Genomic DNA, 25,666 nt, shown 5'->3' on the forward strand with positions numbered 1-25,666 from the left:
CGGCAGGTGCTTCAGGTGACCGTCACCGCGCGGCAGCCGCTGGCGCTGGGGGTCTCCTCGGAGGTGTCGTTCTTCACCGACGGCCACCGTTTCGTACCAGGAAGCGTCCTTCGCGGGGCGCTGGCGGCGGCGTGGATCGCCGAGCACGGCACACCCAACGGCAGCGGGTCGACGGCCCGGTTCCGGGCTCTGTTCGACGGGCAGACCCGGTTCGGGCCGCTGCACCCGGACGGCAGCACTCGGATACCGCTGTCGGTGCTCTCCTGCAAGTATCCGCGCGACGAAGTATGCGCCGCCGCCGTGGTGGACCGGGCGTTCGCACCGGTCGTGGCCTGTCCGGGCTGCGGGCAACGGATGCAGGCCAGCAAAGGCGAACTGGGCCTGCCGGCCGACGCGGAACCGCGGCGGGTGGTGCGCACCTCCATCGACCCGCAGACGATGCGCGCCAAGGAGGGCGAACTGTACGGGCACGACGCGCTACCGGCGGGCACCCGGCTGACCGGCACCGTGTTCGGCACCGACAGCTGGCTGGCGCAGCCCCGCACACTGCGACTGGGTGGACGCCGCTCGGTCGGCGGCGCCGCCGACTACCACGCGACCGCAGCGCCGGCGCCGGCAGCGCCGCCCACCGGCGGGACCCTGGTGGTCCGGCTGGAAAGCCCAGCCGTCTTCGTGGATGTGGCCGGGCGGCCCCGCCTCGACCCGGACCCCGACCTGGACCTGCCGAACGGGGTACGCCTGGACGGGGCATGGACCCGGCCAATGTCGTGGTCCGGGTGGCACGCCGCATCACGACTACCCAAACCCGCCGACGTGTGCGCGATGCCCGGCTCCACCTACCGGCTGGTCGGCGAACCGGCCACAGTGGACGCGTTCGCGCAACGGCTGCTCGATGACGGCATCGGCCTGCGCCGGGCCGAAGGGTTCGGTATAGCGCAGATCGCTACCGGGCCGTGGCGGCCACCATCGGCCGGCGACCACACCCCAGCCCAGGCCAGGCCAGCGGGCGGGGCACACCGGCGGCTGCGGGTCCTGCTCGACCTCGACCTTGCCGCCCGGGAGCGGGCCTGGCTGGTCGGCGCGCTGCGCGGCCTGCAGGTCGAGCAGCACCGCGCCCAAACCACCCCCGGCGGCAGCGCGGACGTGGACGCCGTTCTGGACGCGCTGCTGGCCCAGCCCACGGCGGCCGGGCTGACCGGCCGGCAACGCGAAGGCATCCGGACCGCCCTGGCCGACATCGACCCGGCCACCCTGCGGGACCTGACCACCCTGGCCATCACCGCCTACGGGCCAGACGTCGCCCACGATGGCGAAGGACGACGCCAATGATCACTTTCCTGGTGGCGCAGATCGCCGTCGAACCGGGCTGGGCGGTCGGAACGGTGCCGCTTGACGACCCGACCTTGGACCGGGACGTGCTGGTGGACCTCGACGGCCGGCCGTGGGTGCCCGGCTCGTCGCTGGCCGGGTCGCTACGCGCCCACCTGCGCGCGCACGACGCCACGGCTGGCACCAGCCTGGAAACCACCCTGATGGGCAGCCGCCCCCCAAAGCAGCACGACGAGGCGGCCGACGCCTCCCGGCTGTGGCTGCTGGGCACCCGCTTCGACGCCGACCCCACACCCACCGGCAGGCCAGGCGTGGGCGGCGAGCCGCTGCTGGAGACGGTGGGCCAGACCGGCATCGACCGCCGCCGCGGCGCCGCCACAGCCACATCGTTGCGCTACAGCCGCACCGTGGCCTGCGGCGGGGTGCTCACCGCGTACCTACGCTTCGACGGCGAACTCGACGCCGCGCACCTGACGGTCCTGGCCGCGTGGCAGCCGGCCATCGGCCGTGACCGCAGCACCGGCGGCGGCCAGGCCCGGCTGTCCCGCCTGCGCCACGGCACCATCGACCCCTGCCTCGCCCGCGGTGCGCGGCTGTGGCTGACCCACCACGGCGAAGCGCTGGTCGCCGCGGTGGCCACCACCGACCTACCCATCGCCGCGGTGACGCCCGAAGCGTGGCTGGTAGAGGATTTGCTCATCGAGGACGCGCTGCTGGTCGGCGATCCCCGCCCGACCGGGCCCGCCAGCCCCCGCACCCGCGGCGGCCGGCCACTGATCCCCGGCTCGGCCTGGAAAGGCGTCATCCGGTCCCGGGTGGAGTACATCCTGCGATCCCTGTACGGCGCACACGCCGCCTGCACCCAGCCCGGCGGCTGCGGAACCTGCCCCACCTGCCACGTGTTCGGCCACCAGAAGGCACGCGGGCTGCTGGCCTTCGCCGACTCCACCATCGACACCACCTGGCAGCCGGCGACCTCAGTGCGCACCCAGGTCGGCATCGACCGGGTCACCGGCGGATCCCGCGACAGGATGCTGTTCCAAACCGACCCGGTCACCTCCGGCCGGCTGCAGCTGCGCATCGACGCCCTCGGCCCGGTCGAGGACTGGGTACGGGTAGCGGTCCGGCACGTGCTCCGCGACCTGCACGACGGGCTGATCGGCGTCGGCTCTCAGGTCACCCGCGGCATGGGCACCCTGCGGCTGGCCAACCCGCCCAACCCACCCGGACCGGTGAACGTGCCAGGCCTGACCGCCCCACCCGGCGAGCCGACCCGACCGGAGGTGCACGGGTGACCGAACGCCACACCGCCACCCTGCACGGCTACGGCCGCCTGCCCTGGCCCACCCTGGCCGCAGCCCTGCGCGCGGTACCTACCGCATGGGCCGACTACCACGGATTCCACATCGGCGCATGCCCGGACCAGGCTCCGCCGTACACCCACCTGTGGGCGTGGACCGACGCATGGCTGCTGCGGGCACGCATCGACGGCCCCTCGGCCATCGTCGGCGCCCTCGAGATCGGCCCTGCGGCCCCGACCGGCCTCACCGCGCTGCATGCCGAGCAGGTCCGGTACGTGACCCGCACCGCGCACACCTGGCCCGCCGGCGAAAAACGCGTCGGCCCGCTACCAGCACAGGTCGCCGACCAGCAGGTCACCCTGTACGAGGTGGGCGGGCCGCATCCGATCACCTTCGTCCGGATGGACGGGCGATGACCGCGCCACGGACAGCGGTCGCCCGCTGGTGGTGGCAGGCGCGCGGCACCGTGCTGGTCGCCACCGCGAACTTCGCCGTCGCCGCCACCCTGGCCGGCACCGCCGCGCTACTCGCCCTGGTCGTGCAGGACCTGCTGCCAGTGACCGGACCCCGACAGCTGTCGCCCACACGGGTGCTATGCCTGGCCGCCACACTCGCCGCGCTGTTCGCGGCCCTCGTCTGGCGCGGGTCAGTACACCAGCGCACCGGCACGCTGTTCTACGTGCGGCTGATCGACGACGCCTGGCCAGACTGGCACACCATCCCGCTGCGGGCAGCCAGCCGCCGCCGCATGTCGCTACGGTCGGTCACCCGCTGGGCAGACCTGCCCACCCATACCCGTGACGGGACCATCGACCTGGTCGACATGTGCGCCGACGTCGCCGCCGCACTCGAGGCGGTGGTCAACGGCGACCGGGACGACACCGCCTACACCATCGCCCCCAACATGCCCTGGCCGGCGGCGCTGGCCATCGGCGCCGAACTACCCATCGTGGACAACCTGCGCCTGCTGGAGCTGCCTGGCCGGCCGGATAGCGCCGGTGACGGCATGCCGGAGGTCGTGTTCCGAATGCCTCAACCGGCCACCGGCGGCGCCGCGCTGCCCTCGGCGACGACACGCCGCACCACCGGGAGGAGGGTCGGGCTCCTGCTCACCTTCACAGGCCGCGGTCTGGACCCGGACACCGTCTTCGACGGGATGGACGTCGGCGAGTTCTACGAACTCGGCCCGGCAGCCCTGGGCGTGGCCCGACACGCCGGTCCCGGGTTCACCAGCGCACAGCTGGCCACCCTCGCCCGGTCCCTGCCACCGGCCGTCGCCGCGATCAAACAGGCCACCACCGGGCGGGAGCTTGTCGTGGCCGCCGCCATGCCCAAAACCCTGGCCATGGCGCTGGGCTGGTGCCTGGCCCAAGGTGACTGCCGGTTCTTCGCCGGCACCCACCTGCTGCACTGCGTCGACACCAAATCCGGACACTGTATGCCGATGCGGGTCCACCCGGCACAACCGGTAAACTGCCGCACCGGTCAGGAGGCGTGAGATGCCCAGCCGCTGGCGTCTGCTGCTGCCCGGGATCGACCCCGCCACGGTGCGGCTGGAGCACCTGCACGCGGTCGTCTGCCGATGGCTGGACGACAGCGACGAAGCGCACCGGGCACAGACCAAGCCCTACTCGGTGTCCCCGCCGATCGCCGCGACCGGCGGGACCGCGGTCGAGATCGGGTTGCTCACCGAACCACCAGCCGACCGGCTGTGCCAGCAGGCCCAAGCCGGGACCCGGGTCCGGCTGGGCTCGTCCTGGTCGACCCTGCACACCGCGCCGCAACAGGTTACGGCCGAATCATGGCAGGCACTGGCCGACATCAGCGACACCAACGGCGACCAGGCGTGGTGCCTACGGTTCCTCACCCCGACCACGTTCCGGCGCGGCAACTCCTTCACCCCGGCGCCGACGCTGCCGGCGATCCTCGGCTCGCTGCGCCGCTCGTGGCGCGACTTCGCACCGCCAGACCTGCCACCGCTGGTGCTGGACCTGTCGGCCGATCCGGTGTGGTTGACCGACATCGACGTGGCCAGCCAGACCGTGCGCGTCAACGACCGGGTGATATCCGGGTTCACCGGCCGACTACGGTTCGTCTGCGACACCGACAGCCAGGCCGCCGCCAGCGTGGAAAGGCTGGTGCGCTTGGCCGCATACGCCGGCATCGGCGCCCACACCACCCGCGGGTTCGGGCTGAACCGCCGGGAGCCGACCTGGACACCGGCACCATCGCGCCGCCCCCAAGCCCGGCGGCCTGTCCCGCAGGGATGAGCCTGGGCGCCCTGCACGCGGCCGCGACCGCCGTCGAAGCGTTGACCGCGGCATGGCAGGAACTGCTCGCCGACGACCGAACGGACGGCATGGTCTCGCCCGGCACAGCCCGGGTGTCGTCGCTCACGGAATTCCCCGGGTCTGGGCTCACGTAATTCCCCAGGGTGTGGCCCTCGGTTGATGTTCTACTTGGTGCCGGTCGGTGTTGTCGAGCCGGCTCGGCCGGGTCGTTTGTTGGGGCGGTAGCTGGGTCCGTTCATGAAGACCTGGTGGCTGGTGTTGATGAGCCGGTCCAGCAGCGATTCGGCGACGACGGGGTTGGGGAACAGCGGATACCAGTCGGCCGGTGACCGGTTCGAGGTGGCGATCAAGGACCGGCCGGCCTGGGCGCGTTCGGAGATGAGTTCGTAGAGGTCGTCGGCCTGTTGGGCAGTCAGTTCGCGCATGGCGAAGTCGTCCAGGATCAGCAACGCGGGACGGGCGAGCTCGGCGAGGCGGCGGGGCCAGGTGCGGTCGGCGTGGCCGCCGGCGAGGTCGGCTAGGGCGCGGCTGGTTTTGGTGAAGCGGACGTCGGCGCCGCGGCGGATGGCGAGGTGCCCGAGGGCTTGCGCTATATGGGTTTTGCCGACGCCGACCGGGCCGTGCAGGATGACCGACTCGCCGGCCTGCAGCCAGCGCAGCGCGGCCAGGTCGCGGATCTGCGCGGCGGGCAGTTTCGGGCTGGTGTGAAAGTCGAACTCCTCCAGGGTGGTGGTCTGGTCGAAGCGGGCGCGGCGCAGCCGGCGTTGCATGCCCATGGTTTCCCGGCGGGTGATCTCGTCGTGGCAGAGCACCTGCAGGAACTCCAGGTGGCCGAGCTCGCCGGCTTGGGCTTGGGCCAGGCGGGCGTTGAGGGTGTGCAGCATGCCGGAGAGCTTCAACGCGCGCAGGCTGTCGTGCAGCGCGGTGTCGACGATGGTCACGAGGTCTCCTTGGGCTGGTAGAGGAAGTGGTGCAGGGCGGCCATCAGGTCGGCCCAGTCGGTGCCGGCCGGGCGGGGAAAACCGTTGCGCTGCAACACTTCGGCGACGTCGTGCAGCAGGCCGTAGGTGAACCGGGGATCTGCTCCGCCGGGCTGGGGCAGCGGGTAGGCCGGCTGCGGCGCCGTCGCCGTGGTGGTCTGGTCGGTCATGCCAGCACTCCCGCTGCGGCGCTGGGCTGCTCGTCGTCACCAGCGTCGCCGCGGTCGTCGTCCGCGATGACCGTGTCCATGTCGAGCGTGACGTTCGGGGTGGGCAGGGGGATGACGTTCGCGAACAGCTGCGAAGGGCCGTGCAGGTGCGCTGCGGCGCCGCCGTCACCAGCGGACGGTGGTGGCGGGTCGGTCTCGGCGCCGGCGACCAGGATGCCTTTGACCGTGCGGTAGGACGGGTCGCCAGCCGCGATCGCCTTGGTGCAGGCGGCCTCGAGACGGGCGGTGCCGTGCTTGTCGGCCAGTCCGAGCACGCCCTGCGCGGCGCGGAGCCGGAACAGAGCGTTGACCTCCAGAAGCCCGGCGATGACCTGAGCGCAGGCGGGGCCGATCTCGGCGGAGCGGGTGCGGCACCAGGTCGGCGTCCGCATCCGGAACGCGATCTTCTCGGGCGGATAGTGCCCGAAGTCGGTCTGCTTGCCTTGTGGCTTGCGGCCGTGCGTGGCGATCAGTTGTCCCTTGTGGAAGATCTGGACCACCAGCGGTGTCTCGCGGGCGTCGACACGCTGGCCGATGAACCGCCACGGCACCGAGTAGATCGTCTTACCGACCTTGGCGTGGATGTCCGGTCCCACCACCGCCGTCGACCACGTCGCCAACGCGAACGCCTTGCCAGGCAACGGTTGCAGCACTTCTGCTTCGACAGCCGCGAACACGGACGCCGGCGCCGCACCGCCCAGCGGCCGGCAGGACCTGCGGCCGGCGACCTCGGCGCACCACTGGGTCGCAGCGGCCTGCATCGCCTCCAGCGACGCGAACTGGCGACCGCGCCAGAAACTGTCCCGGATATACGGCATCGGCCGCTCGATGCGGGCCTTGTCCCGCGGCTTGCCGCGTCGGGCCGGGTCGACTAGCACCCCGTAGTGGGCGGCCAGTTCAGCATAGGAGCGGTTGATCTTCGGGTCGTAGAGGTCAGGCTTGTCCACCCCGGTGCGCAGGTTGTCCGGCACCAGCCGCCGCGGCGTGCCACCGAAGAACGCGAACGCCTCGATGTGTGCCTCGGTCCAGGCCCGCTGATCCATGGTCAGGACCGGCCGCACGAACATGTGCCGCGAACACGCAAGGACCATGGCGAACGCCCACACTCGACGCCGCTTGCCGGTCGCCGAATCTACCCAATGGCCCAGATGCCCGTAGTCGATCTGGGCCTCCTCACCCGGCGGGAAGTCCGTCTCATCGCGCAGCACCACGACCCGGTCCCGGCGCACCTGTTCCGGCAGGTTCGCCGCCACATACCGCTTCAACGACGCCACCGACGCGGTCAGGCCGTGCTCGTCCCGCAGCCGCTGGTGGATCGTCGCCTGCGTCACCCCCAACTTCAGCTGGGCAGTGATGTACTCGTGATGCTTAGCGATCTGCGGCCAGGTCACCTGCCGCAACCGGGTATCGGCCAACTGAGGGAACCACCGCGTCACCAGCGCCGCCCAGTCCTGCTGACTCATCGCCGGCCCACCCGGCACGAACCCAGCCGCGACCGCCGGGGCCAGGTACTTGCGGATCGTCTTACGATCCACACCCAGCGACGTGCCCACCTCGCTGATCGACCGGCCCGCGTACCAGTGGATGAAGATCTCGGTCACATCGACCACGTCGAACGTTCTCCTCGCCATCAGCTCCCTCACCCGTCACCCGGACAAGGGAGAACTCTTCAAGATCGCGAGGACCACCCCACTGGGAGCCCTAGGCGCCCAGGCGCCTCACCTGGGGAATTAGGTGAGCGAGCGGGTGGGGAATTACGTGAGCGTCAGACCGCTACAGGTGGGGAATTACGTGAGCGCCGACACGGTTCGCCGCCGAGGCGGACGAACGGATCGCACACCTCGCCGTCGCACTGGCCGACGACACCTTCCAGCCACGGCCATTGACCTCGGTCGAGATCCCTTAGGACGACGGCGGCGTACGCCGGCTCGCCATTCCTCCCGTGGCCGACCGCCTGGTCGAGAAGGCCATCGCCGCGGTCCTGTCCCCGGTGATCGATCCCTGGCTGGGGCCGTCGTCGTTCGCTACCGGCCAGGACTCGGGGTCACCGGCGCGGTGCAACAGGTGTGCCGGCTGCGCGGCGAGGGACTGGGCCTGGCACAGGGCGCACCGCTATCGCCGCTGTTGTCCAACCTGGCCCTGGAACAAACTCGACGACCAGGTACGCGACGCCAGGTTTCCGCTGGTCCGCTACGGCGACGACATGCTGCTACTGGCCAGCTCGCAGGCCGAGGCAAGGGAAGGGCTGAAGGTAGTGACCGAGGCTGCCAAACAGATCCGCATGGATGTCGGCGACGCAGCGGTGATGTCGTTCGAGACCGGGTTCTGCTTCCTCGGTGAGGACTTCGGGCCCCGGTACCCGCCAGTAATCGACGACCACCGCATCGTCGAGCCGGCCACCCGCACCGTCTACGTCAGCGTGCCCGGCGCTGGCGTACGCATCGAGGCCGGGCGGCTGGTCGTCGAGTCCCCGGACGACGATCGAGGCGATCATCTTCTCGGACGGGTACGGTCCGCGCTTCCGCTCAAGCCGCGCGTAGTAATCGGTAGACATGTGGCACAGCGAGGCCGCCTCTTCCCGCCGTAGCCCGTCGGTCCTGCGGCGCTGTCCGCGCGGAAGGCCGACGTCCTCGGGTTGCAGCCACTCCCGCCGGCGCCGAAGGAACTCAGCCAGACCGGCCCGATCAATCACCAATGCGCTGTCCTTTCTCGGTGCTACCCATTCCTACCGTCCGGCGCACTCGAGCAGCCACGGATTGCCGATCCCCCTTCTCGGCAACACGGCGGCCCCGCGATTTACGGACCAGCCAAGGCGCGTCACCATCGATCAGCGCAACGTCCTGTCCGGAGGTCGTGGATCCGGCGGCGGGCCCAGCGTCGCAAGCCCTAAGCCTGGGATCGACAAGTCCTGCCAGGCATCGGCGCCGGTGTTCACAGTGGGACGAGCACCCGGGCCGAGCGGCTATGCCGACGGGTTCCGGTGTGTCCCATCCGGCGGGCAAACCCGGGGAGAGTTGATGAATCCAGATGATGATGACGTCGGCCACAGCCGGTCGGGTGTGTCCCGGCGAACCGTGCTGGGTAGCACTGGCGCCGTTGCGGTAGCGGGGTCGCTGCTTGCGACGGCGACGGCGGCGGACGCGGCGGTGGCCCCTGACGCCGTCGGCGCGCCTGTGGTGACAGTACGGGTCAAGGTCAACGGCGAGCTGCGCACGGTGCAGGTGGACCCGCGGGTCACACTGCTCGATACGCTCCGCGAAAGGCTCGGCCTGCACGGGACGAAGAAGGGTTGTGACCGGGGTCAGTGCGGGGCGTGCACCGTGCACGTCGACGGTCGGCGCGTGTTGTCCTGCCTGACGCTGGCGGCGACGACCGACGGGCGTGAGGTCACCACGATCGAGGGTCTTGCTCGGGGTGACCGGCTGCATCCGATGCAGCAGGCCTTTGTCGAGCGTGACGGTTTGCAGTGTGGTTTCTGTACTCCCGGGCAGATCATGTCGGCGGTCGGCATGGTCCAGGAAGGCAAGGCAAGCTCCGACGAGGAGATCCGCGAACGTATGTCGGGCAACATCTGCCGGTGCAGTTGCTATCCGCGCATCGTGGACGCGATCAAAGACGCGCAGAAGGTGATGCGCTGATGCGGGCGTACTCCTTTACCCAACCGCGTTCTGTAGCCGAGGCCGTCGCGCACGGCGGGGCGGGTACCGCCTTCCTCGCCGGCGGCACGACTCTGGTCGACCTGATGAAGCTCAATGTGATGACCCCGGACCAGGTCGTGGACATCAACCGGCTTCCGCTGCACGGCATTACCCTTGACCGAGATGGGCTGCACATCGCTGCGCTCGAGCGGATGAGCGACGTCGCCGCCGACCGTACCGTGCGCCGGGACTATCCGATGATCGCTCAGGCGCTGCAGCTGAGCGCCTCCGGGCAGCTGCGCAACATGGCGAGCATCGGCGGGAACCTGCTGCAGCGCACTCGATGCGGCTACTTCCGCGATGTCACGACCGCCTGCAACAAGCGGGAGCCCGGCAGCGGCTGCTCGGCACTGGCCGGGATCAACCGCATCCATGCGATCCTCGGCACCAGCGACGACTGCGTGGCGACTCACCCGAGCGATCTGGCCGTCGCGCTGGTGGCGCTCGAAACCGTCGTGCATCTGGCCACGGCACAAGGCGCCCGCACGGTACCGCTCGACGCCTTCTACACGCTTCCGGGCACTACGCCGCACGTCGAGAACGTGCTGCGACCGGGCGAGCTCATCACCGGCATCTCCGTTCCCCGCTCGCCGTGGGCGGCGCACTCCCTCTATTTGAAGATCCGCGATCGGCAGTCCTACGAGTTCGCCCTCGCCTCCGCGGCCGTCGCACTCGACGTGCACCGCGGCATCATCCGGCAGGCCAGGATCGCCGCTGGCGGGGTGGGGACCAAACCGTGGCGGCTGACGAGCGTCGAACGGGCATTGGCTGGCCGGCCCGCCAACGCCGACACGTTCGAGTCCGCGGTCGGCAACGCCGCGGACGGCGCCCGGCCTTTGACGCACAACGCTTTCAAGCCCGCGCTGCTGCGGCGCACGCTGATCCGGGCCCTCATCACCCTGCAGGAACGCGGATGAACCAGCCGACCCCGACAGCCGGCAGAGGCGGCGGTCATGCTTGAACTCGCCGCCGAGCTGCTTAAACGCATCTGGGACCGAACCCCGTTCGTGACTGCCACCGTCACCAGGGTGGACGGCAGCGCTCCCCGCCAGCCCGGCGCGTCACTGGTCGTCGATGCGGACGGTGCCGTACTGGGCAACGTGTCCGGCGGCTGCGTCGACTCCGCTGTCTACCAGGCATGTCAGCAGATGCTGTCGGGGGACAGCCGGCCAAAGGTCCTTCGGTTCGGATACACCGACGATGACGCTATCGGCGTCGGCCTCACCTGCGGCGGGACGATCGAGCTGATCCTGCACCATCACGATCCCCGCACCGAGCCGGAACTCGGGCTGGCCTTCGCCGACGCCGCGCAGGACAAGCCGGTCGCCGTGGCCACGATCGTGGCCGGCCCGAGCGCTCACCTCGGGCGGATGATCGTCGTGCGGCCCGGCCGGCCGCGTGAAGGGACCCTCGGCGATGGGGCGCTCGATCGGGCGGCGGTCATCCACGCGACCGGCCTGCTAAACGCGGGGCAGACCGGCACCGTCGAGATCGGCGTGGCCGACGGCTACTGCCGAGAGCCGATGACGCTGCTGGTGGAGAGCAACACTCCGGCACCGCGGATGCTCGTCTTCGGTGCCATCGACCACGCCGCGGCGCTGGCCCGCATCGGCAGCTTCCTTGGCTACCGGGTGACGGTCTGCGACGCGCGGGCCACGTTCGCCTCGCGGGGCAGATTCCCTGACGCCGACGAGGTCGTCGTCGAGTGGCCGCACCGCTATCTGCGGTCACAGCGTCTCGACGGCGGCACGGTCATCTGCGTGCTCACCCATGACCCGAAGTTCGACGTGCCGCTGCTCACCGCCGCGCTGCGGCTGCCGGTTGGCTACGTCGGGGCCATGGGGTCGCGGCGTACCCACGAGGAGCGTCTGGTGCGGCTGCGCGAGGCCGGCCTGACCGACCGTGAACTCAGCCGTCTGCATTCGCCGATCGGGCTCGACCTCGGCGCCTGTACCCCACAGGAGACCGCGCTGTCGATCGCGGCGGAGATAGTCGCTCACCGGCATCGCGGCACCGGGGTGCCGCTGCGGACCGGGGTACCCATTCACCGTCGCGGCGTCCCGTCACCGGATGCCTTCTGGCCGGCGGTGCATCTCGACCAGGGTGTCGGCATCAACCTGCTCGGCGCCGAGGTGCCGTATCCGCAAGCCCTCTCCAGCAGTCAGGAGTCACGATGACCGTCTCACCAGTCGGACGCGAGATCGACCGGGTCGACGGCCGGTTGAAAGTCACCGGTGCCGCCCCCTACGCGGCCGACTATCCGATCTCGAACGTGGCGCACGCCTACGTGGTCACCAGCACGATCGGGCGGGGCCAGATCCTGGAGATGGACACCACCGCCGCGCGGGCCGCTCCCGGGGTTCTGGCCGTGTACAACCCGGACAATAATCTGGGACTGCTCGCGCCGCCGGCGGGGCCGCCGCCGGGGATCGTCGAGAACTACGCACCCCTGCAGGACCGCGAGGTCCGCTACCGCGGACAGGCCATCGCCGTGGTCGTCGCCGAAAGCTTCGAGCAGGCGCGCGATGCCGCGGCGCTGGTCACCACGACCTACCGGGAGGCGACGCCGAACACCTCACTCGAGGCCAACAGCCCCGGTGTGCCCGCCGTCGGGCCGCCCGGCTTTCCACCGCTCAACTTCACTGTCCTGGCACCCGGCGTCGCTTCGATCGACGCGGCACTGGCCGACAGCGCCGTCGTTGTCGAGGCCACCTTCCACCAGCCGATACAGCACCACATCGGGATGGAACCCCATGCCAGCATCGCCGAGTGGAACGCCGACCAGAGCCGGGTGACCGTCCACACCGGATCGCAGACGCCCATGAACTGCAGGCAGCTGATCGCGGCAAGGCTCGGCATCCCGCCCCAGGCTGTGCATGTGGTGACCCCGTACGTCGGCGGCGGCTTCGGCAGCCGGGTGATGGCGTGGAACGACGCCATCCTCGCCGCTGGCGCGGCCCGCAAACTGGGCCGTCCCGTCAAGCTCGTCCTGACCCGGGAACAGGTGTTCACCATGGTCGGACATCGGGGCCAGGTCAACCAGACCATCAGGCTGGGTGCCTCCCGCTCCGGGGTCCTCAACGTGCTCAGCCACGACTGCGACTCCGAGCTGCCGGCCGTCGGCGGATGGCCCACGCTTCCCGCCCATGACACCTCGGACGCGCTGTACAAGACACCGAACCTGCACATCGGCCAACGGTTCGTCAGCCTTGACCTTCCGCCGACCTGGGCGATGCGTGGACCCAACGAGGCGCCCGGGGCGTTCGCGCTGGAAACCGCCATGGACGAACTCGCCGTAGCCACCGGCGTCGACCCGGTCGAGCTGCGGCTGCGCAACTACGCCACCGTCATGCCCGGCGCGGGCCGGCCGTGGTCGAGCAAGCATCTCGACGACTGCTACCGCATCGGTGCACGACGCTTTGGCTGGTCGGCCCGCAGAGCCAAGCCGCGGAGCCGCACCGACGGGCAATGGCTGATCGGCATGGGGATGGCCACCGCCATCTATCCGACCAACCAGTGGCCCGCCGCCGCCAAGGTCGAGCTGCGCCACGACGACACCGCCGTCGTGTCCACCGCGACCAGCGATCTGGGTACCGGCGCGTTGACCGTGCTGGCGATCACCTGCGCCGACAGCCTCGGCATCCCCTTGCGCAAGGTGACACCCCAGCTCGGTGACTCGACGCTGCCGCCGGGCGCGACCGCCGCAGGCTCCGGGGCGACGACCAGCAGCGTGCCGGCGATCCAAGCCGCCGCCGCCGACGTGATACGCGCGCTCGTCCAGCTCGCGGTGACCGAGCCACGCTCACCCTGGCACGGCGCCGCTGCCAGGGATCTGACCTACGAGAACGGCCGCCTGCACGGGGAGGCCTCTCGATGACCTTCGGACGCCTCCTCACCACCGTCGGCAGAAGTGGCATCGAAGCGACGCAGCAGACCCAGCTCGACACCGAGGTGGCCGAACAGTACGAGCTCCACAGTTTCGGCGCCCACTTCTGCGAGGTCCGCGTCAACTGTTTCACCGGGGAACCTCGTGTCACGCGCTTCACCACGGTCGTGGACGCCGGGCGCATCGTCAACGCCCAGGCCACCCGCAGCCAACTCGTCGGCGGCGTCATCTTCGGCATCGGGCAAGCCCTGCTGGAGGACAACCCCCTCGAACTCGGCACCGGGCGCTTGGCCGCCGCAAACATGGCCGACTACATGGTCCCCGTCAACGCCGACATCCCCGACATCGACGTGCACTGGCTTGACCGACCCGACCCCTATATCGGCGGCCTCGGCACCCGCGGCCTGGGCGAACTCGGCACGGTCGGCTCGGCCGCCGCAGTCGGCAACGCCATCTTCAACGCCACCGGCATTCGGCGGCGCGACCTCCCGATCACCCTCGACAAACTGCTGTAGACCCCTTGCAGACCAACCCGACGCGTCGCGGAAGCGACCACGCCGAGTCGGGGGATCCGGAGGACCGTTCGGAGGAGTCCTCGGCGCGTAACCGGCTGCGGGGCATCGTCACCGCCGTCGTGAAGGACACGGTGATGGCGCAGGTGGACATCCAGGCCGGGCCGTTCAGGTGGTGTCGCTGATGAGTCGGGAGGCGGTCGACGACCTCGACCTGCGGGTGGGGTCGGTGGCCGTCGCGGTGATCAAAGTCGACCACGGTCGTGGTGGAGCGATCCGCCCCAGCCGTCGCTAATAGAGGGAGGACCAGCTAGTGAAACTAGGGATCCGGACCCGTCTGGCCGCGCTGCTCGCGGTGGCGGTGGTCGGCCTGGCCGGCTGCGGCGGCGACAGCGAGGACGCCGGGGCGCCGCAGGCCAGCGCCAGCGGATCGGGTGTGACCGGCGACGTGACGGTGTTCGCGGCGGCGTCGCTGACGGAGCCGTTCACGCAGATCGGCAAGGACTTCGAAGCCGCCAACCCGGGCACGAAGTTGACGTTCAACTTCGCCGGCAGCTCGCAGCTGGCCACACAGATCAACGAGGGCGCGCCGGCCGACCTGTTCGCGGCCGCCTCCCCAGCCACGATGAAGACGGTGACCGACGCCGGCAACGGTGACGGCACCCCGGTCACGTTCGTGAAGAACCAGCTCGTCATCGCCGTACCCAAGGGAAACCCGAACGGGGTGACCGGCCTCGCGGACTTCACCAAGCCGGGGGTGAAGGTCGCGCTCTGCGCGGAGCAGGTGCCGTGCGGCGCGGCGGCCAAGAAGGCGCTCGACGCGGCCGGCGTCAAGCTCACGCCGGTGACGCTGGAGCAGGACGTGAAGGCCGCACTGTCCAAAGTGAAGCTGGGTGAGGTCGACGCGGCGCTGGTGTACCGCACCGACGCCAAGGCCTCCGCGTCCGATGTGGACGGCGTCGAGTTTCCGGAGTCGGCGGGCGCCATCAACGACTACCCGATGGTCGTGCTCAAGAACGCGCCGAACAAGACGGCGGCACAGGCGTTCGCCACGTACGTCCAGTCGGACCTGGGCAAGGCCGTGCTGACCGCGGCCGGGTTCCAGGCACCGTAAATGACGATCGGCACGCACCCGCCCGCGCGGGCCGCCACACCCCGGCGGGTCGCCGGGCGGGTGCCGCTGCCGCTTGTCGTCCCCGCCGGCCTGGGCCTGCTCTTCCTCGTACTGCCGCTGGCCGGGCTGCTGATCCGCGCCGTGGACACGCTGCGTCCAGGTGGGCGGTATCCACCTGGACGTGCCCGCCGGGCCAGTCCGGACGCCTGCTGCCAGCGGAGCCATTTTTCGTGTCCGCTGGCAGGACCGACCTGACGCGACTCGTTTCTCGGCCTGACTACGGGTGAGGTGGCCCCGGTCGTGACTGTGCCCGCCCCAGCCTGGGATCGACAAGTCCTGGCAGGCATCGACCGCGAGTGGACAAAGTGGATCAGCACCTATGCCGGTCGGCCGTGCCGACGGTTCCGGTGTGTCCTAGTCCGGCGCCAACCAGGGGAGAACCGATGGGTCCAGATGATGATGCGGGCCACAGGTCGGTGTGTCGCGGCGAAGCATTCTGGGCGGTGGCGCCGCCGTCGCGGTAGCGGCCACGCTGCTGGCAACGGCGGCGGACGCCGCACGAGCCCTCGACACGGGAATTCGGCACCGTCGGCGCGGCCACCGCAGTCGGCAACGCCAGCTACAACGCCACCGGCATCCGGTCCGCGACGGCTCCTCACCGCGTACACGCAAGGGTGCGGTGTAGGGCACCGGCCCGGGCCGAAGGGTCGCCTTGAACGTTGTCCGCTCCTTTGGAGGAAGTATGAGACTACCGGACGGTGTCGTGGACGCTCTTTACCGGCACGCTTGCGAGCGACCTGAACAGGTCGCCTGTCGGTTTCTCGGTACCGGCGATGTGGACGGCCCGGTGGTCGAGTGGACTTACCGCCGGCTGTACCGGGAAGTGTTGGGCGTGGCGGCGGCGTTGCGCCGGGAACTGCCGGTGGGTTCACGTTGCCTGTTGCTGTATCCGCCTGGCTTGGACTTCATCGCGGGTTTCCTCGGCTGCCTGTGGGCGGGGATGGTGGCGGTGCCGGCGTACCTGCCCGAGGGCCGCCAGCAGCAGCCGCGGGCGCTGAAGCGCATGCTGCGGGTGATGCGAGACTCCGGAGCGGCGGCGGTGCTCTCCGCGCCGGACGAGGTTGGGCTGGCCGGACGCGCCTCAGAGTTCGATCCCGCCTTTGCCGGCCTACGCTGGCTCAGCGGTGACGGGCGGCTGCCGGAGCGGGATATCGCCCCGGTCGGCGGCGGCGAGGATGTGGCGTTTCTGCAGTACACATCTGGCTCGACCGGCTCACCCAAAGGCGTCGTCGTCTCGCACGCCAACCTCATCCACAACTTGCGCAGCCAGCACGCGGCTTGGCGGCAGCCGGCGGCGCGGGTGGTGTCGTGGCTACCGGCCTACCATGACATGGGTTTGGTCGGCAGCCTGTTGTACCCGCTGTTCGTGGGCGGCACGGCGACTGTGTTCGCCCCGGCGGCGTTCATCGAGCGCCCGGTGCGCTGGCTAGCTGCGCTGAGTCGGTTCGCCGGCACGATGAGCCTAGCGCCGAACTTCGGCTACGAGTTGTGCGTGCGCAAGGTGTCCGAGGTTGATCTGGCCGGGGTCGACCTATCGGCGTGGGCGGTTGCCGGCAATGGCGCGGAGCCGGTGCGGGCTACGACGCTGAGGGCGTTCGTGGACCGGTTCGCGCCGTCAGGCTTTGACCCGCGGGCCCTCATGCCCTGCTATGGCCTGGCCGAGGCGACACTGTTCGTCACCTCGGCGCGGCCGGGGAATTGGGCGGCCACCGGCATCGCCTCGTGCGGTATTCCGACGCTGGACACCCGGGTGTTGGTAGTCGACCCGGACACGGCTACGCCGTGCGGTGACGGCGAGGTGGGCGAAGTCTGGGTGGGTAGCCCGAGCAACGCCGTCGGCTACTGGGACCGTCCAGAGGAGACGGTGGACACCTTCCAGGCCCGGCTCGCCGACGGCGCGGGGCCGTTTCTGCGTACCGGCGACCTCGGCGCCTTCGACGCGGCTGGGCTGCACATCCGTGGCCGGCTCAAGGATCTCATCATCGTCGACGGGGTCAACCACTATCCGCAGGACATCGAGCAGACCGTCGAGGCCAGCGATCCAGCGGTGCGCCCTGGCTGTGTCGCAGCGTTCGCCATCGACGTAGATGGCCGGGAGCGCGTCGTAGTGGTTGCGGAGACGGCTGGCGATGAGATGGACCAGATCGTTGCGGCCATCCGGGCTGCCGTGCTCCGCGAGCATCAGGTCAGCCTCCACGCCGTGACGCTGGTGCGGCCGCGGACGATTCCCAAGACCTCCAGCGGCAAGATACAACGGCGGGAGACTGCCGTCCGGTTCGCGGCCGACACGCTGCATCGGCATGACGCGGGCGCTGCCGTCGCCGAACGCTCTACCGACGAGGTCCGCGGTTGGCTGGTAGCACACCTCGCTGCCGTGCTTTGCCTGCCTAGGGATCGGATCGGCGGCACTGAGCCGTTCGACAGCTTCGGGCTGACCTCGCGTGATGTCGTGGCGCTCAGCGTTGAGTTGAGTGCATGGCTGGGCCGGCCGGTCGCGCCGAGCGACGTCTACGGCCACCCTGCGGTGGACGCCCTTGCGCGGCACCTCACCATGGAGCCAGATGACACTGCGTCGGACTGGGACGAGCCCGCGCCCGCGATCCAGCATGATGTGGCGGCGCCGGCCGACGCGGTCGCGATCGTCGGTATCGGTTGCCGGTTCCCCGGTGCCGACGGTCCTGCCGGGTACTGGTCGCTGCTCAGCGGCGGGGTCGAGGCGGTGCGCGAGGTGCCGGCCGATCGCTGGGACATCGAGGAGTACTTTCAGCCCGGCGGCGCGGCGCCCGGGAAGATGTATACCCGCCGGGGCGGTTTCCTCGACGACGTCGCAGGCTTCGACGCGGAGTTCTTCGGCCTGTCGCGGGCGGAGGCAGGGTACCTGGACCCGCAGCAGCGGCTGCTGCTAGAGATGGCCTGGGCTGCGATGGAGGACGCGGGCGTGCCACCGGCCGACCTCGCCGGCTCCGCCACCGGGGTTTACATCGGCCTTACCACAGGCGACTACGGCCAGATGATGGCGGCTGCGGAGGTCAATGCCGGGCCGTACGCCGCGACCGGCAACGTCGCTTGCATGGCGGCTAACCGGCTGTCCTACACTTTCGACCTGCGCGGTCCGAGCCTAACCGTCGACACCGCCTGCTCGTCGTCGCTCGTCGCCGTCCACCAGGCATGCGCCGCCATCCGCGCAGGCGACATCGACGCGGCGCTGGCCGGCGGTGTCAACCTCATGCTGTCACCGACGACCACGGTGGCGCTATGCCAGAGTGGTGCACTGTCGCCCGACGGGCGCTGTTACACGTTCGATGCCCGGGCCAATGGTTACGTACGGGGCGAGGGCGCCGGGCTGGTGCTGCTAAAGCCCCTCGCCCGCGCATTGGCAGACGGTGACCGGATCTACGCGATCATTCGCGGCAGCGCCGTCAACCAGGACGGTCGCTCCAACGGGCTCACCGCGCCCAACCCTCAGGCGCAAGCCCGGGTCATCCGCCAGGCATACCGCAACGCGGGCATCGAGCCCGGTCGGATGAGCTACGTCGAGGCGCATGGCACCGGTACGGCGCTTGGCGACCCGATCGAGGCCAGTGCCCTCGGCCTGGTCCTCGGCGGTGCCCTGCCGCCCGGGCGGCGTTGCGCGATCGGCTCGGTGAAGACCAACGTCGGCCACCTAGAGCCCGCCGCCGGCGTGGCCGGTCTCATCAAGGTTGCGCTGGCCCTGCATCACAGGCAACTGCCACCGAGCCTTCACCACGCCACCACCAACCCGCACATCGACCTTGACCGGCTGGGGCTTCGAGTGTCTGACACGCTTATGCCGTGGCGGTCGGACGGCTCGCCGCGGATCGCCGGAGTAAACAGCTTCGGGGTCGGTGGCACCAACGCACACGTGGTACTGCAGGAGGCGTCGCTGCCCGCTGACCCTGCTGCCGACGGCACACCGGGCCTACTGCTGCTATCAGGGCGCACGCCCGAGGCGGTGGCCGGTCTAGCCCGACAGTTCGCCGAGTTCCTGCCCGGCGCCACCGCCTCCCTGGCGTCGGTGTGCCACACCGCGGGGCTGCGCCGTACACACCACGAGCACCGGCTTGCCATCGTCGCCTCGGCGATCGGAGCTGTCGTCGACAAGCTGGCGTCCGGCACCGCCGGCGGGGTCACCGGGCGGGCGCGGTCCGGCGCCGACGGCCGGGTTGTGTTCGTCTGCCCCGGCCAGGGCGCTCAGCACGTGGGCATGGCCCGCGTGCTGTACGAGCACGACGCGGCGTTCCGGGCTTCGTTCGACCAGTGTGCAGTCCAGATGCGACAGCACCTGGACTGGTCGCCGTGGGAGCAGCTGCACGCCGACGAGCCGGTTGCCCGGCTCGACGAGGAGGAGGTCGTGCAGCCGTTGCTGTTCGCGATCCAGGTCGCCCTGGCCGCCGCGTGGCGCGCCCGTGGAGTCCGGCCGGATGCCGTGGTGGGCCACAGCATGGGCGAGGTGGCCGCTGCTCATATCGCTGGCGTACTCGACCTGGCCGAGGCCGCAGAGCTGACCTGTGTGCGCGCCAGGCTGCTTGCCGAGGTGCGCGGCCAAGGCGCGATGGCCGTCGTCGGCTTGCACCACACGGCGGTGCGGGCGGAACTTCCCGCCTACCGGGGTCGGTTGCACCTGGCCGCAGCCAACGGGCCGGCGCTGTCTGTGGTTTCTGGCGACTGCGATGCCGTTGCCGCGTTCCAGCGCTCTGTCGAGGACCGCGGGGTATTCGCGCGGGCGGTACGGGCCAGCGGTGCCGGGCACTCCCCGGTCGTCGAGCCGGTGGCCGCGGCCGTCGCCCGACGCTTCGCCGGCCTGCGGCCGAAATCGGCCCAGATCCCGCTGTACTCGTCAGTCACCGGCGAACGTATCGCTGGCGAAGAGATGACCGGCCCTTACTGGGGCGCAACCTGCGCGACCCCGTGCTGTTCCACCCGGCGGTGGCTCGCCTGGCGGCCCACGGATATCGTCTGTTTCTCGAGATGAGCGCCAACCCGACGCTTGTGGTGCCGATCCAGCAGGCCCTCGACGAGGTGGGCGGCGATGGCCAAGCGATCGGGTCTCTTGTCCGCGGCAGGGACGATCGCGAGACGATGTTGGAAGCGTTCGGGGCGCTGCACGCCAGCGGTGCCGCAGTCGACCTGCGTCGGGTCCTGCAGCGGTCCGCGGCGGTCACCACGCTGCCGACGGCACCCTGGCAACGGCGGCGGTACTGGTTCAGCGAGGACGGCAGAGGCGAGCCGGCCGCGGTCGACGTGGGGCAGGCGGTGGCCGACGCGTTCGCCAGCGTGCTGCGTACTCCGCAGGTTCCACCCGATGCGAGCTTCTTCGAGCTGGGCGGTTCCTCGCTGATGGCTGCGCAGATGCTGTACGGGCTGCGCACAGCCTTGGCCCGCGACGTTCCCCTGCGTCTGTTGTTCGACAACCCGACCGTGGCAACGCTCACCCATGCCCTCGGCACGACGGCCGCCGATGCGATGTACACGTCGAGCCCGGTGCGCGTGGAGCTTTCCGACTACCCCGTTACCGTCAACCAGGAGCGCTACCTGCTCGCCGAGCTGCGTGGCCGGCCCGGCATCATTGTCACTCAGCACCTGTTGCTCAACGGCCCGATCGACATCTCGCGACTCCAGTACGCCCTGGGCGAGGTCATCGCGACCCACGACGGTCTGCGCACGGTCTTCGTGCAGCGAGGTTTGGGCGAATGGCGTCAACGCTTGACGGCGTCCGGCACGCCGCCGTTGCCGGTGCTCGACCTGCCCGCGTCCGGCGACCGGGACGTAGTCTTGTCCGCGTACTTGAACGAGGTCGAACAATCCTTCTCGCTGTTCGACGGCCCGTTGTACCGATTCGGCCTCGTCCGCCTGGCGCCCGAGCGGCACCTCTTCGCGATAGTCCTGCATCATCTCATCACCGATGGATGGTCGCAGGGCATCTTCTACCAGGATCTACTGAGGGCCTACAGCGGTGAAGAACCGCTGGTCTCCCCGCCCCTACGTCTGGTCGACTACGCACACTGGGAACGCGCCAAATATTCGGGCACTCACCTCGACGACCGCATCGCGTACTGGCGCAATAAGCTCTCCGAGGTTCAGCCACCGATCCTTCGGTTCGTACACGAAGACCGACGAGCGGTCGCACCCGCCTCGATGAAACTTATCGAGGTCGATATCGAACGGACCGTGGAAGCAGCTCTGGAGAACGCCGCCCGCCGCACGGACACAACCATGCAGATGATGCTGCTGACCAGTTTCCTTCTCACGCTGCGGCGCCACAGCGACCAGGACCAGATCGCAGTGCCGATCAACGTGTCGGCGCGCGAACAGCCAGACCTCGAACGCCTCATCGGGTTCCTGTCCCAGCTTCGCCTGGTCGACGTCGATTTCCATGAAAGCTCGACGCTACGGGACTGCCTGCTACGGGTGCGGAACGCCGTACTGAAGGCAGGCGAAGAGCAGGACGTGTCGATGAGCCAGTACTTCCACCTGGACGGCATCGGCCAGGAGGACATCCCGTACCGCGTATCTATGAACTTCCTCCCGTCCGTGGACCTACCCGACCGGCTCGGCGACGCGACGGTCACCATGGCCCCCGGCAGAGCGGGTACGTCCTTCCCCGCGACATTCTGTTGGTAGTTCGCCGTGTGAAGGACTGCCTTCGACTGTCCTTCGGCTACGCGTCCGGCGTCGTTGACGAACAGGGGATCACCGAATTCGTGGCAGACGTGCGGGAGTCGCTCGGCCGACTGGCCGGCGACCTCGACGAACCAAGCGATACCTCGGTTGGCCACCGCAAGGGGTCGCATGACACCACTGAGCCTGTCGACGACCTGATCGCGGCGCCGCCAACGTCGACAGACCAGGTCCACAGCTAGAGAAGGGAGTGCCCGTCATGCACGCTACGGCGTGGATTCTGCCCGCCGGCGACCCCGCCCGGCCCGGACCGGCCACCCTGCATAAGGGACGGGTCACCATCGGTCCGGCGGGACCCGAGGACGCGCTGGTCGAGCCGGTACTCGTCGGCTGGGAGGGCAACTGTTTTCACGCCGTGCAACGCCAGCCGATCGATATCGCGCGGCGCAGGGGCGAGACACAGGTGGTGCTGGGCAACAGCGGCGTCGTGCGGGTGCTGCGCCCACCCCAGCGGCACACCCACGAAATCCTGCGCGAGGGCGACATGTGCCTGGTGCAAGCCAACTGCAAGCCGGACAGGTTCGGCTACGCGCTCAATGGCGCGGCGTTCGGGTACGACGCGACCGGCACGGTCGGGCTGTTCGCCCGACGGACGGTGATCCCCGGCCGCTGCCTCGTGCCCCTGCCGGAAGAAAGCTCCTACACCATCGAGCAGTGGGCGGCGTTCTCCATCCGCTACGTCACCGCGTGGGCCAACTGGCGGGTCGCTTACGGCACCTGGCGGCTGCAGGTGACCGAGGAGGACCAAGCGGCGCCGTACGTGTGGGGGTGGGGCGGCGGGACCAGCTTCGCCGAGCTTACGCTGGCGGCACTACACGGTGCGGAGGCCACCATCATCACCTCCCACGAACGGCGGATCACGACAGCGAAAAATCGAGGTCTTTCAGCGGTCGACCGGCGGGCGTTCCCGAACATCGCCTTCGACGAGCGGCGCCACGAAGACTCCACCTACGTCGCCCGCTACCGTGCATCGGAGCAGGTGTTCCTGGCAGCCGTCCGCGACGCGACCCGGGGACTAGGGGTGTCCATCTTCGTGGATCACCTCGGCGGTTCGCTGCTGCGCGCGACGTTGAAGGCGCTGGCCCGGCAGGGCGTGGTCACCACCGCCGGATGGCGCGAAGGGCTGCGGACCACGTTCGTGCGGGCGGCCGCCTGCATCGAACGCCACCAACACATCCACACCCACTACGCGAGGCGCAGCGAAGTGCTCGACGCGATGGCCTTCGGCGAGCGGTGCGGTTGGATGCCGCCGCCCGAGGCGATCAGTCCGCCTTGGAACTACGACGACATGCCCGACCTCGTTGACGCGTACGCCGCGAACCACGTGGAGACGTACTTCCCGCTCGTACGCGTCAACCACTGACGACCCGCCGGGACAGCGCGCCGGAGCCAGACGACGACCGGGGGTCGCGGACCGCACTCAGGATGCGGATGTTCCATGGTGCTGAGCCTCGGCGTCGCAGGCGTGACACTGGCGGCGGGGCCGGCCTCACCCGCCCTACCCTCTACCGCAACCACCCCGATGTCGTAGCTGACTTCCTCGCCCGAGCCAGGCAGCACCAGACCGCACTCCGACCCCAAGGCCGACGCAGCGCCTCGTCGAGCGGATCGCGAAACTTCGCAGGGAAACGAAGAACTGCGGCTGCACGTCGAGCTTTACGAAGAACACATCCGGCGCCTCACCATCGAGAACAACCGGCTCAGTCAGCAGCCGGCGTTGCCAGACAACCTCACCGACCTCGACCGACACCGTCGACGACAACACGACCTCAAGCCTTGACGACCTATGGACCGTTGGTGTCGAGCCGAGCAAGCGCCACCAGGTACGACCGAACGTGCAACGTCTGTGACCAGCAATGCGGAACCGGCGAAGCGAACACGCAGACCGCTGATTCCGGCACCTTGATTGGGTACAAGTAGAGCAACAAGTTTGCGCACCGGCTGGAGGCTGGAGAGGTCGACGTCCAAGTTTGTCGATTAGGAAGATCGGCATGTTGTGTTGGCGCCGGCACTGGTGAGTGGACCTCCCGAGGGCTATCGAGACGCCGACGCCCTTGACACGTCCAGCTCTGACTCACCTACATGGCCCAGCGACCAGCGCTCGCGCCGAAACCGTGCAGCAGGGTATCGACAAGCCGGGTGGCCAGTGCGTCGGCATCCAGGTCCTCATCCGGTCCTGTCGCAGCCTCGTGGATGAGCGCGTAGTAGACGCGGCGTACCCAGTCGAGATCGGCATCCGCGCGAAGTAGGCCCGCATCCCGCGCCCTCCGGAACATCTCGTCGCACCGGCCTCGGACCTCACTGTGTACCCGCGCGACCTCGGGATCACGTGAAGTGGTCCGACTCATCGCGTATCCCCAGTCGATCTTGACGCGGAGCACGTTCGCGGTCACTTGGTGCAGCGTGACCGGAACCGGCGCCGTGGTTGTGTAGGCCGACTCCACGGCCTCGGCGAACCGCCGTGTGGCCCACGCGGCCATCGCGTCGATGAGCGCGTCGCGCGAGGTGAAGCGGCGGTGCACGGTGGTGCGTGCGACTCCGGCGGCCTCTGCGACCTGCTCCATGCTCGCCGCCGGGTTCCGACTGAAGGTGCGTTCGGCTGCCTCCAGGATCGTCCGCACGGTTCGTTCCGTGTCCGAGCGCAGCTTAGTCACGTGAACCAGGCTACACCGCTGTCCCATTGCAAACGGAGTTGCAACACGTATGACGCATGTGATAGCCTTCTGGCATCAACGTTGTTGCAAATAGATGGGAAGAGTTGCGATGGACTTGGGACTGGACGGCAAGACCGCAGTAGTGACCGGAGCCAGCCGGGGGATCGGCCTGGCGAGTGTGCAGAGGTTGATGAGCGAGGGGGCGCAGGTGGTCGCCGGAGCGCGCACGCTCACGGCCGAGTTGAAGGAGACGGGCGCACTCGTGGTGAGCGCTGACCTGGCCACCGCCGCAGGCGCCACCGTTCTGGCCGAGCGGGCGATAGCCGAGCTGGGCGGCATCGACGTACTGGTCAACAACGTCGGTGGCGGTGTGGGAGAGGGACAGACCGGCGGGTTCCTCCATTTCGATGACGAGCAGTGGTTGGGTACCTACGAACTGAACTTCCTCAGTGCCGTGCGCGTCACCCGGGCCACGCTGCCCAGCCTGCTCGATCGGAGGGGCGTCATCGTGAACATCTCCTCCAACGGTGCGCGGCAGCCGGGGTCGGGGCCGGTCCCCTACACGACCGCGAAGGCGGCACTGACAGCGTTCGGCAAGGCACTGAACGAGGAGTTCGGGCCGCAGGGCGTCCGAGTCAACACGGTCTCACCCGGCCCGGTGCGCACCTCACTGTGGGAGGGAGCGGAGCGATACGGCGCCGAGCTGGCCAGAACGCTGGGGCTACCGCACGAGGAGCTGCTTCGGGTCCTGCCGGGACAGGTCGGCATGACGACTGGCCGGTTCGTCGAGCCCGCCGAGGTGGCAACACTGGTCGCCTACCTGGCCTCGCCGATCACCGCCAGTGTCGCCGGGGCGGACTTCATGATCGATGGTGGCGCGGTCAAGACCGCCTGATCAACCGGCGGCAATCAGCGCGCGGGGCGAGGACTGGA

Annotated in this window: 21 protein-coding genes and 3 pseudogenes; 19 read left to right on the forward strand and 5 right to left on the reverse strand. The window is 69.5% G+C overall.

All coding sequences use genetic code 11. The features are described 5' to 3' along the window. Window positions 1-15 precede the first annotated feature (15 nt). Genes Pflav_RS04645 through cas6 form a run of 5 tightly spaced genes read left to right on the forward strand, consistent with a single transcriptional unit; the run spans window position 16 to window position 4,900 of the window. Complete coding sequence (locus Pflav_RS04645; RefSeq protein WP_173034004.1) at window positions 16-1,329, forward strand: hypothetical protein; 1,314 nt, start codon at window positions 16-18, stop codon at window positions 1,327-1,329. Further along, a complete protein-coding gene (locus tag Pflav_RS04650) occupies window positions 1,326-2,624 on the forward strand; it encodes an RAMP superfamily CRISPR-associated protein (protein ID WP_173034005.1) in 1,299 nt (432 codons plus the stop codon). Before Pflav_RS04645 ends, Pflav_RS04650 begins: the two co-directional genes overlap by 4 nt. Continuing rightward, window positions 2,621-3,046 (forward strand): hypothetical protein, encoded by a 426-nt coding sequence (locus tag Pflav_RS04655; RefSeq protein WP_173034007.1) that lies wholly within the window; start codon window positions 2,621-2,623, stop codon window positions 3,044-3,046. The genes Pflav_RS04650 and Pflav_RS04655 overlap by 4 nt, the downstream gene beginning before the upstream one ends. Beyond that, complete coding sequence (locus Pflav_RS04660; RefSeq protein ID WP_173034009.1) at window positions 3,043-4,128, forward strand: hypothetical protein; 1,086 nt, start codon at window positions 3,043-3,045, stop codon at window positions 4,126-4,128. The genes Pflav_RS04655 and Pflav_RS04660 overlap by 4 nt, the downstream gene beginning before the upstream one ends. 1 nt (window position 4,129) lies before the next feature. Further along, the gene (gene cas6 / locus Pflav_RS04665) at window positions 4,130-4,900 is read left to right on the forward strand and encodes a CRISPR system precrRNA processing endoribonuclease RAMP protein Cas6 (RefSeq protein ID WP_173034011.1); all 771 of its coding nucleotides are present in this window, start codon (window positions 4,130-4,132) and stop codon (window positions 4,898-4,900) included. Between the two features lie 185 nt (window positions 4,901-5,085). On the opposite strand, the gene istB is transcribed toward cas6, so the two are convergent. The 3 genes and pseudogenes from istB to istA all read right to left on the reverse strand — a co-directional run. Beyond that, complete coding sequence (istB, locus tag Pflav_RS04670; RefSeq protein ID WP_173032803.1) at window positions 5,086-5,862, reverse strand: IS21-like element helper ATPase IstB; 777 nt, start codon at window positions 5,860-5,862, stop codon at window positions 5,086-5,088. After that, on the reverse strand, window positions 5,859-6,071 hold the full coding sequence (locus Pflav_RS04675) for a hypothetical protein (protein WP_173032598.1): 213 nt from the start codon (window positions 6,069-6,071) through the stop codon (window positions 5,859-5,861). Before Pflav_RS04675 ends, istB begins: the two co-directional genes overlap by 4 nt. A 128-nt stretch (window positions 6,072-6,199) precedes the next feature. Continuing rightward, a pseudogene (gene istA / locus Pflav_RS04680) lies at window positions 6,200-7,720 on the reverse strand (IS21 family transposase); the annotation flags it as partial. Between the two features lie 332 nt (window positions 7,721-8,052). Between istA and Pflav_RS48465 the strand changes: the two are divergent. Then, window positions 8,053-8,697, forward strand: a complete 645-nt coding sequence (locus tag Pflav_RS48465) for a hypothetical protein (protein WP_415624412.1) — start codon at window positions 8,053-8,055, stop codon at window positions 8,695-8,697. Here Pflav_RS48465 and Pflav_RS04685 read toward each other — a convergent pair. Further along, window positions 8,590-8,805, reverse strand: a pseudogene (locus Pflav_RS04685) (helix-turn-helix domain-containing protein); the annotation flags it as partial. The gene Pflav_RS48465 and the pseudogene Pflav_RS04685 overlap by 108 nt on opposite strands. Before the next feature lie 478 nt (window positions 8,806-9,283). Here Pflav_RS04685 and Pflav_RS04690 point away from each other — a divergent pair. The 12 genes and pseudogenes from Pflav_RS04690 (at window position 9,284) to Pflav_RS04740 (ending at window position 23,442) form a co-directional block, all read left to right on the forward strand. After that, window positions 9,284-9,748 (forward strand): (2Fe-2S)-binding protein, encoded by a 465-nt coding sequence (locus tag Pflav_RS04690; protein WP_232072628.1) that lies wholly within the window; start codon window positions 9,284-9,286, stop codon window positions 9,746-9,748. Then, window positions 9,748-10,725, forward strand: coding sequence for an FAD binding domain-containing protein (locus Pflav_RS04695; protein ID WP_173034015.1), 978 nt, complete (start codon window positions 9,748-9,750; stop codon window positions 10,723-10,725). The genes Pflav_RS04690 and Pflav_RS04695 overlap by 1 nt, the downstream gene beginning before the upstream one ends. A 36-nt stretch (window positions 10,726-10,761) precedes the next feature. Further along, a complete protein-coding gene (locus Pflav_RS04700) occupies window positions 10,762-11,985 on the forward strand; it encodes an XdhC family protein (protein ID WP_173034017.1) in 1,224 nt (407 codons plus the stop codon). Beyond that, window positions 11,982-13,685 carry a xanthine dehydrogenase family protein molybdopterin-binding subunit gene (locus Pflav_RS04705; protein WP_197937954.1) on the forward strand — a complete coding sequence of 568 codons (1,704 nt, stop codon included), beginning with the start codon at window positions 11,982-11,984 and terminating at the stop codon, window positions 13,683-13,685. Before Pflav_RS04700 ends, Pflav_RS04705 begins: the two co-directional genes overlap by 4 nt. Continuing rightward, the gene (locus Pflav_RS47145) at window positions 13,682-14,209 is read left to right on the forward strand and encodes a xanthine dehydrogenase family protein molybdopterin-binding subunit (protein WP_197937956.1); all 528 of its coding nucleotides are present in this window, start codon (window positions 13,682-13,684) and stop codon (window positions 14,207-14,209) included. The genes Pflav_RS04705 and Pflav_RS47145 overlap by 4 nt, the downstream gene beginning before the upstream one ends. A gap of 41 nt (window positions 14,210-14,250) precedes the next feature. Then, window positions 14,251-14,520: pseudogene (locus Pflav_RS04710) on the forward strand (TOBE domain-containing protein); the annotation flags it as partial. 11 nt (window positions 14,521-14,531) lie between these two features. Continuing rightward, window positions 14,532-15,320, forward strand: a complete 789-nt coding sequence (modA, locus tag Pflav_RS04715; protein ID WP_173042230.1) for a molybdate ABC transporter substrate-binding protein — start codon at window positions 14,532-14,534, stop codon at window positions 15,318-15,320. After that, window positions 15,321-15,575 carry a hypothetical protein gene (locus Pflav_RS44865; RefSeq protein ID WP_232070987.1) on the forward strand — a complete coding sequence of 85 codons (255 nt, stop codon included), beginning with the start codon at window positions 15,321-15,323 and terminating at the stop codon, window positions 15,573-15,575. A 457-nt stretch (window positions 15,576-16,032) separates the two neighbouring features. Then, the gene (locus Pflav_RS04725) at window positions 16,033-20,373 is read left to right on the forward strand and encodes a beta-ketoacyl synthase N-terminal-like domain-containing protein (RefSeq protein WP_173034019.1); all 4,341 of its coding nucleotides are present in this window, start codon (window positions 16,033-16,035) and stop codon (window positions 20,371-20,373) included. Next, window positions 20,310-22,022, forward strand: a complete 1,713-nt coding sequence (locus Pflav_RS04730; protein WP_173034021.1) for a condensation domain-containing protein — start codon at window positions 20,310-20,312, stop codon at window positions 22,020-22,022. Before Pflav_RS04725 ends, Pflav_RS04730 begins: the two co-directional genes overlap by 64 nt. A gap of 8 nt (window positions 22,023-22,030) precedes the next feature. Then, on the forward strand, window positions 22,031-22,261 hold the full coding sequence (locus Pflav_RS04735) for a hypothetical protein (protein ID WP_173034023.1): 231 nt from the start codon (window positions 22,031-22,033) through the stop codon (window positions 22,259-22,261). 17 nt (window positions 22,262-22,278) lie between these two features. Beyond that, a complete protein-coding gene (locus Pflav_RS04740; RefSeq protein WP_173034025.1) occupies window positions 22,279-23,442 on the forward strand; it encodes an MDR/zinc-dependent alcohol dehydrogenase-like family protein in 1,164 nt (387 codons plus the stop codon). Window positions 23,443-24,157: 715 nt separating this feature from the next. Here the strand turns inward: Pflav_RS04740 and Pflav_RS04745 are convergent. Then, window positions 24,158-24,733 carry a TetR/AcrR family transcriptional regulator gene (locus Pflav_RS04745; RefSeq protein ID WP_197937958.1) on the reverse strand — a complete coding sequence of 192 codons (576 nt, stop codon included), beginning with the start codon at window positions 24,731-24,733 and terminating at the stop codon, window positions 24,158-24,160. 109 nt (window positions 24,734-24,842) lie between these two features. On the opposite strand from Pflav_RS04745, the gene Pflav_RS04750 reads away from it, so the two are divergent. Continuing rightward, window positions 24,843-25,628, forward strand: a complete 786-nt coding sequence (locus Pflav_RS04750; RefSeq protein ID WP_173034029.1) for an oxidoreductase — start codon at window positions 24,843-24,845, stop codon at window positions 25,626-25,628. The last annotated feature ends 38 nt before the right edge of the window (window positions 25,629-25,666 follow it).

It is taken from the genome of Phytohabitans flavus, assembly GCF_011764545.1.
Lineage (GTDB): Bacteria > Actinomycetota > Actinomycetes > Mycobacteriales > Micromonosporaceae > Phytohabitans > Phytohabitans flavus.